This is a genomic window from Echinicola marina (genome assembly GCF_020463795.1).
Lineage (GTDB): Bacteria > Bacteroidota > Bacteroidia > Cytophagales > Cyclobacteriaceae > Echinicola > Echinicola marina.
This window is the reverse complement of record NZ_CP080025.1, coordinates 3,660,165-3,674,222: the sequence shown is the minus strand read 5'-3', so window position 1 is coordinate 3,674,222 and position 14,058 is coordinate 3,660,165. Positions and strand designations below refer to the sequence as shown.

The 14,058-nt window shown below is 34.8% G+C and carries 13 protein-coding genes; all 13 read right to left on the bottom strand.

All coding sequences use genetic code 11. The features are described 5' to 3' along the window. Positions 1–799 precede the first annotated feature (799 nt). The gene (locus tag KZP23_RS14900) at positions 800–1,987 is read right to left on the bottom strand and encodes a hypothetical protein (protein ID WP_226332582.1); all 1,188 of its coding nucleotides are present in this window, start codon (positions 1,985–1,987) and stop codon (positions 800–802) included. A gap of 256 nt (positions 1,988–2,243) precedes the next feature. Next, positions 2,244–3,374, bottom strand: coding sequence for a glycosyltransferase family 4 protein (locus tag KZP23_RS14895; protein ID WP_226332581.1), 1,131 nt, complete (start codon positions 3,372–3,374; stop codon positions 2,244–2,246). 1 nt (position 3,375) lies between these two features. Further along, a complete protein-coding gene (locus KZP23_RS14890) occupies positions 3,376–4,437 on the bottom strand; it encodes a glycosyltransferase (protein ID WP_226332580.1) in 1,062 nt (353 codons plus the stop codon). Further along, positions 4,437–5,375 carry a glycosyltransferase family 2 protein gene (locus KZP23_RS14885; RefSeq protein WP_226332579.1) on the bottom strand — a complete coding sequence of 313 codons (939 nt, stop codon included), beginning with the start codon at positions 5,373–5,375 and terminating at the stop codon, positions 4,437–4,439. Before KZP23_RS14885 ends, KZP23_RS14890 begins: the two co-directional genes overlap by 1 nt. Positions 5,376–5,450: 75 nt before the next feature. Next, entirely contained in the window at positions 5,451–6,401 is a 951-nt protein-coding gene (locus KZP23_RS14880; RefSeq protein WP_226332578.1) for a glycosyltransferase family 2 protein, read from the bottom strand. Positions 6,402–6,594: 193 nt separating this feature from the next. After that, complete coding sequence (locus KZP23_RS14875; protein WP_226332577.1) at positions 6,595–7,482, bottom strand: glycosyltransferase; 888 nt, start codon at positions 7,480–7,482, stop codon at positions 6,595–6,597. After that, complete coding sequence (locus tag KZP23_RS14870) at positions 7,479–8,411, bottom strand: glycosyltransferase family 2 protein (protein ID WP_226332576.1); 933 nt, start codon at positions 8,409–8,411, stop codon at positions 7,479–7,481. Before KZP23_RS14870 ends, KZP23_RS14875 begins: the two co-directional genes overlap by 4 nt. Then, the gene (locus KZP23_RS14865; RefSeq protein ID WP_226332575.1) at positions 8,404–9,609 is read right to left on the bottom strand and encodes a glycosyltransferase; all 1,206 of its coding nucleotides are present in this window, start codon (positions 9,607–9,609) and stop codon (positions 8,404–8,406) included. The genes KZP23_RS14870 and KZP23_RS14865 overlap by 8 nt, the downstream gene beginning before the upstream one ends. Continuing rightward, positions 9,593–10,489: an FkbM family methyltransferase gene (locus KZP23_RS14860; protein ID WP_226332574.1), complete on the bottom strand. Its 897-nt coding sequence runs from the start codon at positions 10,487–10,489 to the stop codon at positions 9,593–9,595. Before KZP23_RS14860 ends, KZP23_RS14865 begins: the two co-directional genes overlap by 17 nt. Continuing rightward, a complete protein-coding gene (locus KZP23_RS14855; protein ID WP_226332573.1) occupies positions 10,486–11,403 on the bottom strand; it encodes a hypothetical protein in 918 nt (305 codons plus the stop codon). Before KZP23_RS14855 ends, KZP23_RS14860 begins: the two co-directional genes overlap by 4 nt. Positions 11,404–11,405: 2 nt before the next feature. Then, positions 11,406–12,167 (bottom strand): glycosyltransferase, encoded by a 762-nt coding sequence (locus tag KZP23_RS14850; RefSeq protein ID WP_262904662.1) that lies wholly within the window; start codon positions 12,165–12,167, stop codon positions 11,406–11,408. Further along, positions 12,164–13,108 (bottom strand): glycosyltransferase family 2 protein, encoded by a 945-nt coding sequence (locus tag KZP23_RS14845; protein ID WP_226332572.1) that lies wholly within the window; start codon positions 13,106–13,108, stop codon positions 12,164–12,166. Before KZP23_RS14845 ends, KZP23_RS14850 begins: the two co-directional genes overlap by 4 nt. Beyond that, positions 13,105–14,028: a glycosyltransferase family 2 protein gene (locus KZP23_RS14840; RefSeq protein WP_226332571.1), complete on the bottom strand. Its 924-nt coding sequence runs from the start codon at positions 14,026–14,028 to the stop codon at positions 13,105–13,107. The genes KZP23_RS14845 and KZP23_RS14840 overlap by 4 nt, the downstream gene beginning before the upstream one ends. Positions 14,029–14,058: the final 30 nt, after the last annotated feature.

The window sequence follows — 14,058 nt, the reverse complement described above, 5'->3', positions numbered from 1 at the left end:
CGTAGCGCTGAGATAGCACAGAGGTCACCGAGGTTGATATAAGTCAAAGGCCTAAGGTTAAAGGCCTAAAGCAGATGGGCCTAATTATTTATTTTATCAAATGAGCCGGGCCTAAGGGTAACCACTGAGTATCGCAGAGATAGCACAGAGTCCACTGAGGTTGAGTATAAGTCAAAGGCCTAAGGCCAAAAGCCGATGAGACTCAATATTTACTTTATCAAATGAGCCGGGGCTAAGGGGAACCACAGCGTAGCGCAATGGTAACACAGCGGTCACTGAGGTTGAATATAAGCAAAGGCCTAAGGTTAAAGGCCGAAAGCTGATGGGACTCACTATTTACTTTATCAAATGAGCCGGGGCTAAGGGGAACCACAGCGTAGCGCAGAGGTAGCACAGCGGTCACTGAAGTTGAATATAAGCAAAGGCCTAAGGTTAAAGGCCGAAAGCCGATGGGGCTCACTATTTACTTTATCAAATGAACCAGGTCTAAGGGTAACCACAGCGTAACGCGGAGGTATCACAGCGGTCCCTGGGGTTGAGTATAAGTCAAAGGCCTAAGGTTAAAAGCCTAAAGCCAATGGGATGAATTATTTACTTTATCAAATGAGTCTGAGACCTACCTAAAGGTAGGCAGGCCTGCCTACAGCAGGCGGGCTCAGGGTTTGTGGTACTGGGGCACAGCCCTCAGCACAACGGGTATGCTATGGCATTACCAATGCCCTATTATTTGAGTTTCACATCGCAAATGTGGAACAGCATAAGCCTGATGCCTTCGGCCATTGGCTTTCGGCATTCAGCTTTAGACATTTTCCTCTTTTGCTGCTGCTTTCTGTGCTATGATTTCTTGGCGTTTTTGGTAATAGCGTTGTTTTTCCAAGTGCTTTTGGTAGCGAAGCTTTTTATTGTAGACGATCAGAAATAGAATAAAAAGGACAAAATAGATCATCATCATATTCTTCATGCGCATGATTACCCCTAAGTTTCCTAAACTATTGGCAAAGGCCAAGGTTACGGGAATAAAGGTCACAAAACCCACCTTTAAGAAAACCGGCATATCCCTTAATGCCTCTGGGGTCCAGTTTCTAACAATAAACAAACTTAACCATAGGTACAAAGCATTTTCTATGGAACTTAAGAAAGCCATGATATTATGGGCATCAATAAAAATCGGTCTATACATATAAGTAAAAATCTTTAGAGGTAAAGAATAATTATTCATATCTACTCCAGACCCCACATGACTATCATTCAAATTACCAACTTTTTCACCTGTATAAGCAACTAAACTATCCAATGAAAGATCATCCAACTCAAGTACCTCCATAGTATGAGAACTTAAATAAAAAGTCCCAAACAAAGCTAAAGCACCTAATACAAATTTATATTCCCTTCGAATTTCTGATCCCAATATAATAGCAAAGGCTGTTCCACCAATCAATGCCTGCCCCATATGGGGTCTAGCCATGTACACAAAGAAAAAGGCAATTAGACCTTGCCACCAACGGGAATTGTACTTTTGTACTGCAAACATAAACCAGGCAATGGCCCAAAAGCAAATAGCATCCTTCCCCACTCCTGCAGTCCAAAAATTAAAATTAGCCATATAAAAAATGGCAGGAAATAAAGGGATATTTAAGATCTTATGGTTTAACGGGAAATACTCAGCCGTCAAAATGAAAAGATATCTAATCCCTATAAAACCTAAAAAACCAAATAAAATATTTCCTGTGATATAACTTAATCCAAACACTTTACTAGGGATATAACATAACCATAAAATAAAGGTGGTGCTTTCCCCAAAATATTTCATCCAAGTTTCCTCTCCATGAATCAACACCTGTTGCATTCCCAAACGCCAATAACCTTGCGAATCCCCTCCAAAATTAAGGATATACCAGGTAAAGAATAGGCTAAAAAAGAGGTGGTAAAAAAGGAGGTAGTGGAGGTGGTATTGGTATTTTTGGGGCAGGCCAAATTTTTTGGCCATACTTTGGTTGGTATTGACCAGGGCGATAAGGCATATGATGATAATGATGAGGTCGAGCAAAGTATTTCTTTGACTTTTGTGGTTTTATGTTGGGGTAAATATAGAGATTAATTTGATAGGTCATCCCTATAGAGATAAACTCAATGGCTTCTGTCCCCCCCTCCTAGCCTCCCCCTTTAGGGTGAGGAACCATAATCGTAAACGGAATCAATATGTCTCTCTACAAAGCCTGTCCCGAACTTGATTCGGGAGGGATTTAGGGCGTAATCCCTTTCTCCTTCAATAGCCCCAAATACAAATCCTCTACCTCCTTTACGTACCTTTCTGCGGAATAATGCTTTTTGGCTCTTTCGTAACCGGCATGGCCGAATTGGGTTCTGAGGTCGGGGTGGTCGATGAGGTGTTGGAGCTTGTCGGCCAGGGACTGGGGATTATAGGGTGGGACTAAAAAACCGGTTTCTCCATCCACCACCACATTTTGTAAGCCGCCTACCTTGGTCGCTACCACTGGTAAATGATGCATCATGGCTTCTGCGGCTACTAAGCCAAAGCCTTCCCTTGCAGAGGGGAAACAGGCTATGTCCATGATTTGGTAAAATATTGAGGTATTAAATTGATATCCAGCAAATATTACCTGATTCGAAAGTTTCAATTCATCGACTCTCTCTTTAATCATCTGCATATCGACTCCGTTTCCCACAATTAGTAATTTAATCCTGTTTGATTTTAATAGTGGTAACGCTGACAATAAATCAGATATCCTTTTATGATCATTATTCAATCTTCCTACAAAGCCAATTACTAAATTTCCATCTCCTATCCCAAATTTTAATTTTAATCTAGCGATTTCATTAGAAGCACTTCTTTGAATAGCTTGCACAGCATTATTAATTAAAACTATTTTTTCTTTCGGTTTTATTTTTGCCTCCAAACTTAGATACTCATAAACCTTGGGAGAAATGGCGACAACCTTATCTGACATTTTAGAATATATTTTTAAAAGCCAGTTTGCTTTTGTTGAGCGATTCTGAGGATCGGAAGTTTCTTCTATTATACGTATTGGAACATTCTTTAAAAAACCAGAAATGGCTGTTACACTATTTCCTTCAAATACCCCCCCATGAATAATATGTGGGCGAAAAGATTTAATTAAATTCTGAACTTTTCTATGTACATCTATATCAAATGGCCCTTTCATAGCTCCAACCTGAATGAGTTCTACACCAAGTTTCTGAAATGAATCTGCAATAGGGCCTCCAGCATAGGTACAGGTTATTTTTATTTGAAAACCTCTATGGATTAAATATTTACAAATCATCAAACGTGTCTGTTCCACCCCCCCAGATGCAATAGTTTCGACACAAAAAAGTAGCCTAATACTATTCACTTTAATTATTATATATATCCATCAAGTCGGAGACATGTTTTTCCAAAGAATATTTTTCTTCTACCTCCCTTTTTCCATTTAAACCAATCTCACATAGCTCTTCTAGCGATAATCCCATTATAGAAAGCATTGTAGATAAAAGCTCATTTTCATTACCAGGAGAAACCAGCCAGCCCGATTTACCTGAATAAATCAACTTTGGTGCTACCCCAGCCTTAGTTGAAAGCACTGGAATCCCCAACAACATCGCCTCAGCCAATGCATTGGAAAACCCTTCCGTATGTGAGTTTAATACGAACAGGTCCACATTTAGAATAGCTTCCCAAGGCCTAGTCTTAAACCCAACAAAATCCACTTTATGATCTAGGTTCATTTCATTCACCATTCCCTTAAGATGTTCTTTTTGTGGGCCATCACCAATAATAGTAAGAATGGTTTTAGGATAATATTGTAATATTTTTGAAAAAACAAGAATCAGAGACTCCAAGTTTTTAACTGGTTCTAATCTAGAAACGGTCAAAACCCTAAATATTCCATCATTTGAAAATGCTATTTTTGATTGTATACTTTTGGGAATAGGATTATCTATGATTTTTACCTTTGACATGGAAACCTTGTTTTTTAATACTAAATAATCCGCCACTACTTTAGCATTACAAAGGACATGATTTGAAAACCTATAAATTCCTTGGAACACCTTATTAGCTACCTTACTTTGTCCAGGAATTCCAATTTCTTCAGTAATTATATTTTTAATACCTGCCAATCTACCAGCTATCACTCCATGGAAATTAGCTTCAGCTCCAGAGGTATGGATAACATCAGGCATTTCCTTTCTGAAAAAATTAATCAAGGATAGGATAGTTACCAAACTTGGTATCTTTATATTCTGAGCCAAAACCACTACATTCTTTCCGTTTTCCATAATTTGTTTTTCAGCCTCCCCTCCTTTACCTAATGCACAAAAAATCCATTCATGCTCATCTTGCCAATGAGAAATGTTAATCAGCCTCCTTTCAACTCCTCCATAATCCAATGATGAAACCAAGCGTATTATTTTCATTAGCCGTAGATAACCCTAAAACAAAATTTAAGATAGTTTCTTAACTGTTTCTTAAGAAAAGAAACTTTCACTATTTCCTTCATGAGAACACTAGGAATAAAATAAACTATTTTACCAAGAAAATATTTGTTCCCCTGATGGTTGATAATCCTTCTTATTTCTCGGAAATTTCTGGAATCAAGGTAGTATTGAAAAAGATTAAAATAGATGTATTTGATTTTAAACTGGTTAAAGTCATCCTTACTTTCAATTGATGAGGATCTTAAATATCCATTTCGCCCTATTTCACATAGTAGAGATGAGGATATATCAAACTGAACGTTAGTGGCACTTTTTACATCACCTTGTTCGTAACAAACCAACCGTGCTTTGCAAAATGCAGGACTTCCAAAAGTCAATACAGCCCTAAAAAGCACATCTAGGTCCTCTCCTCTTTTCAGGTATTCTTTGAATCCAATATTCTCATCAAAAAATCGCTTGGATATCACCATAGCAGAGGTAAAAAACAATGTGTTAACAATTGCTTTATCAAAATACCTTTGTATTAAATGAAACTCTTCTCCAGAAAAACTTAGTTCCTTTTGATAAAAACTGTAGCTACTTCCCCAAACTCCTGCTTGGGGAAATCGAGTGATTCCATCTTTGATTACCGTCAAATACATTGGGTGCCAAAGATCATCTGCATCTAAAAAAGCGATATATTCACCTTTTGCTTGTGAAATACCATTATTTCTGGCTACTGATACTCCCTGATTAGCCTGGTGAATCAAAACTACTTTGCTCCCATATCTCTCCTCAACAAGCTGCTCTCCTCCATCGGAAGAACCATCATTCACTACGATGATCTCAAAATCTCTATAGGATTGTTGAAGCACAGACTCAATAGCCCTGCAGATATATGGTGCTTTATTGTATAAAGGGATGATTACTGAAAACAATGGATTAGAAGTGAGATGTTATACATGAGAATTGAGCCCCTGAGTTATCTGGACTAAAAGCACAGACAAGGACAGTCAAGACAAAAACCGCTTCAACCTTATGGCATTTTTAAAGCCCAAGAATTTGGATAAGTTTCGGAATTTTGGTCCCCCTATTCTAACTGGACTATCAAAATGAAACTTTTTAAACTCCATTTCTGCTTCCCTAATTAGTTCAGGGTATTTAGGGTAGGTCACATAAATAAATCTAAGATAATTCTTGGCTAAAGCAATTCTGACTCTGATTGAATCTTCTTTATTTCTTAATTCTCTTTCATAACAACGGTAACTTTCCAATAATGAGGCTGAAGCCATAAATGATTTTTGCTGAGACACATTGGTTACACCAGGTTTTCTGTAATACACCTTTTGGGTAGATTCATATAATATTTTTTCTGCCTGAAGTAATACTCGCATAAAAAATTCACCATCCTGGTTTATTATTAGGGTTTCATCCCATGCACCTGCCCTATCAATTAACTCTCTATGACACAAATAAACAGCAGGCTGCATCATTTCTGCATTGTTATATAAATCCAATAACATTTGTATGGGAATTTCATAATCTTTATAAACACCTAATGACCAATTCTCATAAATAGTATTGCTTTTGACAAATGTGACCCACTCACAAGAGGCCATTGTCATTTTACCCTTGCCCAGAAGTAAATTTACTTGATTTTTTATCTTATTTGATGAAATCAAATCATCTGCATCCAGAAATTGGATGTATTCACCTTTTGCATAGCTAATTCCCTTATTTGTAGCCTTAGATACCCCCGAATTTTCCTGTTCGATTAATACTATTTTTTCAGGGAATTGCTTTGCATATCTTCTTATAATCAACTTTGATCCATCAGTAGATCCATCATCTACTAATATGATCTCAATATTCTGATAAGTCTGAGCTAAAGCTGAATCTATGGTCTGTGACACATAGGCTGCTTTATTATAAACTGGGATAATGATGGATACTAATGGATTCATATTTACGTCATTGCGAGGACGAGGTAGGAGGACGAAGCCCGCCTCCAGGAGGGCAGGCAATCCCATTTTCGGTAGATTAGATTGCTTCGGGTCTCTCTAAAACCTTTTCGAATATATTGAATTATTTATGTCCCTCCCAATGACGGATACGTCACTGCGAGCGACCAAAGGGAGCGTGGCAGTCCCACCATCACTACCGTTTTGTCTCTCCTCCTCTAATCAAATTAAAGTATTCTTTAACTGCACCCCAATTGATGGCATTACAAACTTTAAAGATGGCCCAAGACTCATGAATGGGAACAGTAAAGAATTTCTTTAGTGAGAACCTATACCTCCTTAAAATAAAATTTAGCACATGGGGAGTAAAAGCCCATGTATTCTCCTCAAACCTGCGGGTAAATGCACCACCTAATAGTCTTCTATATTTATTTACCAAGTCCTCTGTATGATACCTGGCTGGATGATGGACAATGATATCCTCTTTATACACAATCTTATATTTGGAGCTGATCTTCCCTGATAAATCTGAATCTCCATTTGATTTTAATGCCGCATTAAAACCTCCAAATTCCTCGATCACATCTTTATAGGAAAACCAGTTGGCTGTAATTGCCTTACCTTCTCTTACATATAAATGAGTGGTAAAACCAGTATGTTTTTCATATTTTTCCGCAGCAGTCAGATTATGTGAATCCCTGAAAAATAAAGGAACTGGCCCTGTCAATATACCTATTTCCCTTTTATCATCATGTTCAAACAAATGATAGGCATTTTCCAACCAATCCCTATCCGGAACACAGTCCGAATCAGTAAACGCCAGGATCCTTCCATTTGCGTATTTGATTCCCGTATTCCTCGCTGCATAAGAACCAGATATGGGTTCATCAATTATTCTAATATTCAAACAATCAGTTAATTCCCTTGGAACTTCCACATCCCCTTCCGGATCATTATTTATTACTAATATTTCTGATCTATAACCATTAATTTTCTGGTGCATCAGTGCCCTTAAGCATAATATCAATCTATTGGTATCCTTGTAAACGGGAATAATTATTGAAAACAAAATAACTTGACTCATTTTAATTTATAATGCTTCATTCCCCAGTTATAAAAGAAAGGAATAAACCAAGCTCTTATGGGATGTATTATAAATTGAAATCCATGTAATAATGCCTTTCTCATAAAATGTGGACGAATCGGGTTTGAAATGGCTCTGGCAATATGATATATCACATACTTTCTCTCAAAATCATATAGTTTATTTAAACCTATATTATCTATGATAACTAACAATAATTTCATTTTAGAAGACCTCGATCTTCCAGTAATTCTATTATTACTATGTCTTCTAGCAATAGAAACAGGCTTATCCAATTCTCCTGAAATGAAACTAAATTTCCTTGAAAATCTCAACCATAATTCAGTATCCTGATGCAAAGTCAATCTTTCATCAAATCCGTTCAATTCCAATAATACCTCCTTTCTAAAAGTATTGGCATTGGTATGCCCAATAATCAAATCTTCTTCCAAACCGAATTGGTAAGTCCTTTTAGTACCCAACTTTTTTTGATAGTCCTCTAGTACAATTTTAATCCCAAACTCCTCTATTTCCCCATTTTGATAAGCAATGGCTGATAAAGAGTAGACAGCATCAAATTTAATTCCATTCTGAAAAATGTCTTTTTCAGAACGGAATCGAAAAGGTTCATACCAATCATCTGCATCTAAGAAAGCAATATATTCAAATGATGCATGCTGAATCCCCAAATTTCGACTTGCTGAAGCTCCTTTATTTTTTCTATTAGAGTGCGTCACAAGAACAGCAGAAGAATATTTAGCAACAATTCTGTTACAAACTTCCAATGAATTATCCTTAGATCCATCTTCCACCAAAATCACTTCCCCCACCTCTGTTAAATGAATAGCTGATTCCACTGCCTCCTCAACAAAAGATGCTGCATTATAAACAGGAATAATTACAGAGACCTTAAATGAATCCCTAGTCAACTTGATAAAATGATTTCATAGATTTAAAAAAAGTTTCTCTTCCACATTGAAAAACAGCTAAATTTCTGATTTTTTGAGGATTAATAAGTACCTCCTTATTTTTAATCTTTATAATAGCTTCAGCCAATGATTGGGGATTTTTTACTGGTACAACCAGACCTGTTTCATGGGTAATACTATCTTCTACTCCACCATTTGCAGTTGTTACAACAGGCAAACCACACATCATCGCCTCCCTTACTGCGATTCCATGAGGCTCCTGAATGGTAGGAGAAACAAAAACATGTGCTCTATTTAACACATCACTTATTTTTGATCTCTCTACAAAAGGTAAAAATGTGCCTTTTTCATATATCCCCAGTTCTTTACTTTTGGTAATAAACATATTATGTTCAGCATTTTTGGAATCTAAATCACCACCTTTTCCAATCATGATGAATTCGACATCATGATTCATCTTTACTACCTCTTTTATAGCTTCTAAAAATGTTATCGCACCTTTTATTGGTAAGGAATTTAAAATAGTTATGATGGTAAACTTCCTGTTTCTTCTACTCAAATCAATTTCATATTTCGTTTCATCCACCAAATTCCAAATTACTTCAGGGTTACATTCGGGTTGATTCATCAATACTTGACGTCTTTCATCATAACTTACTGTTGCTATTTTTGTGGCAGCTTTAAAAGCATCTAGTATCAGTTTAGCCCTCAACCTTGAATAATAATGAAAAACAAAAACCTGATGCTCTATAATCACAAAAGGGATATTATTAATTTTAGAAAGTTCGTGAGCATATATACTTGCATCCATTCCGCTTTGGGCGTGAATAAGGTCTGGAATACCATTTATTTTCACATATGAGTCATATGCTTTCCTGTAAAAATATCTCGCCAATTGGATTCGAAAACGATCTGGTACTCTTCTATTATCCGGAATGATAAATCCATAAGCTATTGGGTTTTGAGGCAAAAATTGACGATCAATCTCTAAATTAGATTTTATAAAACTCAGAAAATAAATCCATAATAATTTCAACAAAGGTGTTGATTGTTTCAAGCCATATAAAACTTTTATATCAATATCCTTATGATGAGAAAGAAAAGCTGCCTGCTCCCTAAAAAAAGACCCTTTTAACGGATTATTAAGGGTTGGGTACCAAGAAGGTATAATTAAACATTTCTTATCCAATACCACCATATTTTTCTATTTCTGCAGCCTTTTCTTTTGGGCTCATTAAATAGTTCAGGTTATTCTGATCAGTATTTTCACCTAGCTTAATGATTGGTTCAATCCCACTATTTTCATTAATCCAATAAAATTTATAATCCTTATCATTGAATAAATTCTCCAATTTCTCTCCTATTTCCTTACTTTGGACCTCCAGAATAATTGTAGGTCTATCCCTCCATAATCTTTCCCCATAACCTAATAGGACTTCATATTCCAAGGTTTCCACATCTATTTTCACCAGATCCACTTTTTCGATGTTTTTATCCTCCAAAAACTGATCTAAGCGACTTACCTTAACCATTATAGATTGTTGTTTTTCCGTCCTCCATTCCTTATTTAAGCTACCATGTGTAGTATTATTTGCCTCGAAGGTTGAGAATCCCGTATTATAAAAAGGAAGACTTCCATTGGAATCAGAAAGAGCTAACTGAATACAATTAACTTGAAAACCATTGACTTCACTGTTTAATTTTAAAACCTTATAAATATTGGGTTGGGGTTCAAAAGCAAAAATTTGCGCATCTGAATTATATGCTTGGGCCAACATTGAAAATATTCCAGTATTAGCTCCTATATCCAGAATAGTCGATGATTTTTTACTCAATTCAGCCCAAATAGACCTTGTTTTCTTTTCCCAATTGATTTTATCAAATCCTTGCCAAAAAATTTCAGTCTCCCAATAAAAGGCATTATTATATAACCAGAATCCGATCCCATCTTTTGTTCTTACCCTAAACTTATCAATAAAGGTTCGTTTCTTTAGGCCTAAAATTGGCTGTAAAGGCTTTAATAATTGATAAACTGGCCGAGCTAAGTTGTGATGATAATATTCCTTTAATTTATTCATTTATGAATCAGATAAGCGCTTGTTTTTTTTTCATACCAACTAAACATACTGACAAATGGAAACCCAGCATAAATCTTATCATTCCTTTCAATAGATTCCTCATAGGTAGCAATATCATATTTACTCTTAATATAATTTCTTTCTAATTTTCTTCTCATCCTGTAACTATAATAATAATAATACCATGCTAGTGAAAAGCTCATCCAGCTATCATACTTTCCAGATTGAGGATAGTAATGTTCTTTGATGATATAATTAAAGACTTGCATATCATAGTTTTGGTCATCGGCTAGATTTTCGAAAATACTTACCATTCTTTTCAGTAATTCTGCGACCTCTTGCTTTCTACCACCAATAGTACCTGGATTAAACACTGGATAGAAAAAAAAGCTTACTGCCATATTATCTAAAAACCTGTCATTAAAGTACTTTAATGCTTTTAAAGTCCATATCCCATTTTTCCATACACGTCTATTTCCTCTTCCAATATTTAATCGCTCGGGATTGGACATAAAAAAAGGTAAAGGGTTTTTATTAATAATCACATCATTGATATCTGTAGTCAATACAAAGCAATTATCAGGGAGCTTTTGTACAAACTCATAAAATACAAAGAAGCGCTCATCATTTAAGGACATCTTTCCCAATTGGCATTTGACAAAACGGATATGCTGTGTCTGATATGTTTCTAAAAATGCTTCGCTCAATTGATCATAAAAGACCACTGCTTTTAGACCATGTTCCTTCACACTTTCATACCAATGCTGGATATATTCAAAGTCATTTTCTTTCTGGAAACCTCCCCTAACTGGGTCTTGCTTAGAAGAAAAATAAGTAGATAGTACGATTAGTTCACCTTCCAAATCTCCTAATATTGGTAAAATGGTCTGAAACTGATTAAGTATCCTCTGCATCCCTATCTCTTTTTATACCACCTATAAATTGGCCCCAGTTTATCTGCCAACAGGTATTTGGAAAAGTCTTTTATAAATGCATCCTGAATTAGGGATGCAGGCTTCTTCATAAGTCTTTTCCAATAACTATATACAGCCATTCTAAAATCCTTGTCATGCAGGTAATCCCATTCATTTTTCCAGCTATGGTTCCATAGATGTACTGTATATGATTTTTCAGTTAAATACGGAAGGTAATCTTCCCCTCTCTTGGTATAGGGCAAAGGATAAAAATATTCCGGTGAGGAGGCTTTGGCTTTTTCTTCTTCACTTAAGCGTATGGTCAAATAATGAGGAATATCCAATGGAGCTTGGTGATCAAATTTTATTTGCTTGTACCCTCCCAACAAATTTCCTATGATAGCATTATTTTTCTCCGCACCGATTATAGCGGCATTAATTTGTCCTTTCTTTTCTTCCCCTAAAAAGAACTTATGATGTCTCAAATCATCTAATGATTTTAGCAATAGCATATCAGTATCCAAATAAATACCACCCTCATGGTAAAGGGCAAACAGCCGGCATACATCAGATACAAAAGCAAACTTATTTAAACGATAAGCTTCCTTAGTAAAATCGCATAACCTTATATCAAAATTGCTCTCATCCCAACGTCTTATCTGATAATCTGGTAAATGCTTTTTCCAGCTTTCTATACAATTCAATTCTAAAGCTGACATCTCACCTTGTCCGAACCAACAATAATGAATGATTTCAGGAATCATATTAGCTTTACTCCTTTCAAAAATCGAATACCTAATATTTTGATACCTTGAAATCTACCCTTAAAAAGATTATTTACAGTTCCAAAATAAAACAGATCCCAAAACTGTTTTGAAGATAACGGAAGGAATAAAAGCATATCATTAAATACATTTCTGAAAAATAATTTTTCAGTCTTATTTACCTTCCCTTTTATCTTTTTAAAATTTTTAAAAATCAATTTATAACTGAGATAACTTATTAGGTATTGGTATTTAGTCTGTAATTTAAAATGGCTATTTGTAATTGATCCTTGAGCCAATCTCCAGTAAACGATAGATTTCTCTTCAAAAATAAACCTAGGATTTTGTAAAAATAATCTTGTAAAAAATTCAGCCTCTTGACCTTTTTTTAAGTTCTCATTAAATAATATATCAAAATTCAATAAATATTCCTTTTTGAATAATGGCTGTGCGGTTTGAATCCAAAAACTACCTTTAATATAATCAAGAGGTAAGTTTCTATTTAAATTTTCATAATCTAACCTTTCAAAGACAGGCAGTTTATAATTATTATCATCAATTTGATGAATATTACTAATAATGAAATCAAATTTATATTGATGATTGAAGAAGGAAGCTACCTTAAAAAACAAAAAGTTTTCATCTAAAACATCATCTGAATCAAACCAATTTATATATTCCCCTTGGGCCATCTCAAAGGCATAATTCCTTGCTGCATTCCCTCCTTTTTTTCGATTATCTGGCCTTTTATAAACTTTAAATCGTTTATCCTTTGCTACATATTCCTCTAAGATTTCCCAGGAGCTATCCGTACTATGATCATCTACAATAATACATTCCCAGTTTTTATAAGTTTGGGCCAATACCGAATCTAAAGATTCCTTTAGATAGGGAGCTTTATTATAGTTGGGTACAAGAATAGATACTAACGGGGTTTTCAATTAAGATAATTGTTTCCTTTTACTTTATTTTTTATTCGGGAATCTTCCACCTGCACCTTTAATGATCTTAAAATGAGAAATGTTTTTATCCATTTTATAAAACTGGAAGCTCTTAAGGCAAAAAAAGAAATAAGTAATTTTCTTTTAAGTTCTTTAAATTCTGCATTTATCATTGGTTCTAGTGGTTTATTAATATCCCCACACTTAATTTTGATATATTTTTCAAACAATTTGACATTTTCATATTTATCCTCATTTATAAAAAGTTGTTCTCTATCGTGATAAATAAATGCAGAAGGGACAACACCAATTTTATATCCATGATATCTTAATCTATGACAATAATTCTCATCCTCACCATAATGAAAAAATATAGGATCAAATCCTCCAATTAATTTTATGATATTTACTGGAATTAACCAAGCTGCTGCATTCACATAGGGTAATGGATAAACATTTTTAAGCTTATTTCCCTTAATTAGGTCTGAAAATAAATTATCACACTTAATTTCAATTATATAATTAGAAAACTTAAGATCGATCCTTTTCCCTTGACCATCCAATTGAATTGGACTTAAAATTGCATATTCTTGATTATTATTAGCAGTATTAATCAATTTCTCAAGTGTGATACTTTCAACCGTTGCATCTTGATTTAATAAAAATACGTAATCATAGTTTTGTTCTATAGCGTATTTCATCCCAATATTATTTGCCTTCCCAAAACCTAAATTCTCTTTATTCCTTATTAAATTAATTTCAGGAAAATTCTCTAAGATAATATCGCAAGTACAATCATTTGAATTATTATCAATTACTATGATTTCAACGGGATATATAGAATTTAAAATTGAAAATATGCAATTTTCAATCCACTTTTCCCCGTTATATGTTACTACTATTGATAAAACCTTTTTCATTTTTTCAAAAAGAAGAAAACTAATATTATT

Excerpts from the sequence above, each read along its gene's own strand:
- KZP23_RS14855 (WP_226332573.1), bottom strand. The coding sequence starts at position 11,403 with ATGCAGAGGATACTTAATCAGTTTCAGACCATTTTACCAATATTAGGA.
- KZP23_RS14875 (WP_226332577.1), bottom strand. The coding sequence starts at position 7,482 with ATGAGTCAAGTTATTTTGTTTTCAATAATTATTCCCGTTTACAAGGAT.
- KZP23_RS14860 (WP_226332574.1), bottom strand. The coding sequence starts at position 10,489 with ATGAATAAATTAAAGGAATATTATCATCACAACTTAGCTCGGCCAGTT.
- KZP23_RS14850 (WP_262904662.1), bottom strand. The coding sequence starts at position 12,167 with ATGATTCCTGAAATCATTCATTATTGTTGGTTCGGACAAGGTGAGATG.
- KZP23_RS14880 (WP_226332578.1), bottom strand. The coding sequence starts at position 6,401 with ATGAATCCATTAGTATCCATCATTATCCCAGTTTATAATAAAGCAGCC.
- KZP23_RS14900 (WP_226332582.1), bottom strand. The coding sequence starts at position 1,987 with ATGGCCAAAAAATTTGGCCTGCCCCAAAAATACCAATACCACCTCCAC.
- KZP23_RS14865 (WP_226332575.1), bottom strand. The coding sequence starts at position 9,609 with ATGGTGGTATTGGATAAGAAATGTTTAATTATACCTTCTTGGTACCCA.
- KZP23_RS14840 (WP_226332571.1), bottom strand. The coding sequence starts at position 14,028 with ATGAAAAAGGTTTTATCAATAGTAGTAACATATAACGGGGAAAAGTGG.
- KZP23_RS14890 (WP_226332580.1), bottom strand. The coding sequence starts at position 4,437 with ATGAAAATAATACGCTTGGTTTCATCATTGGATTATGGAGGAGTTGAA.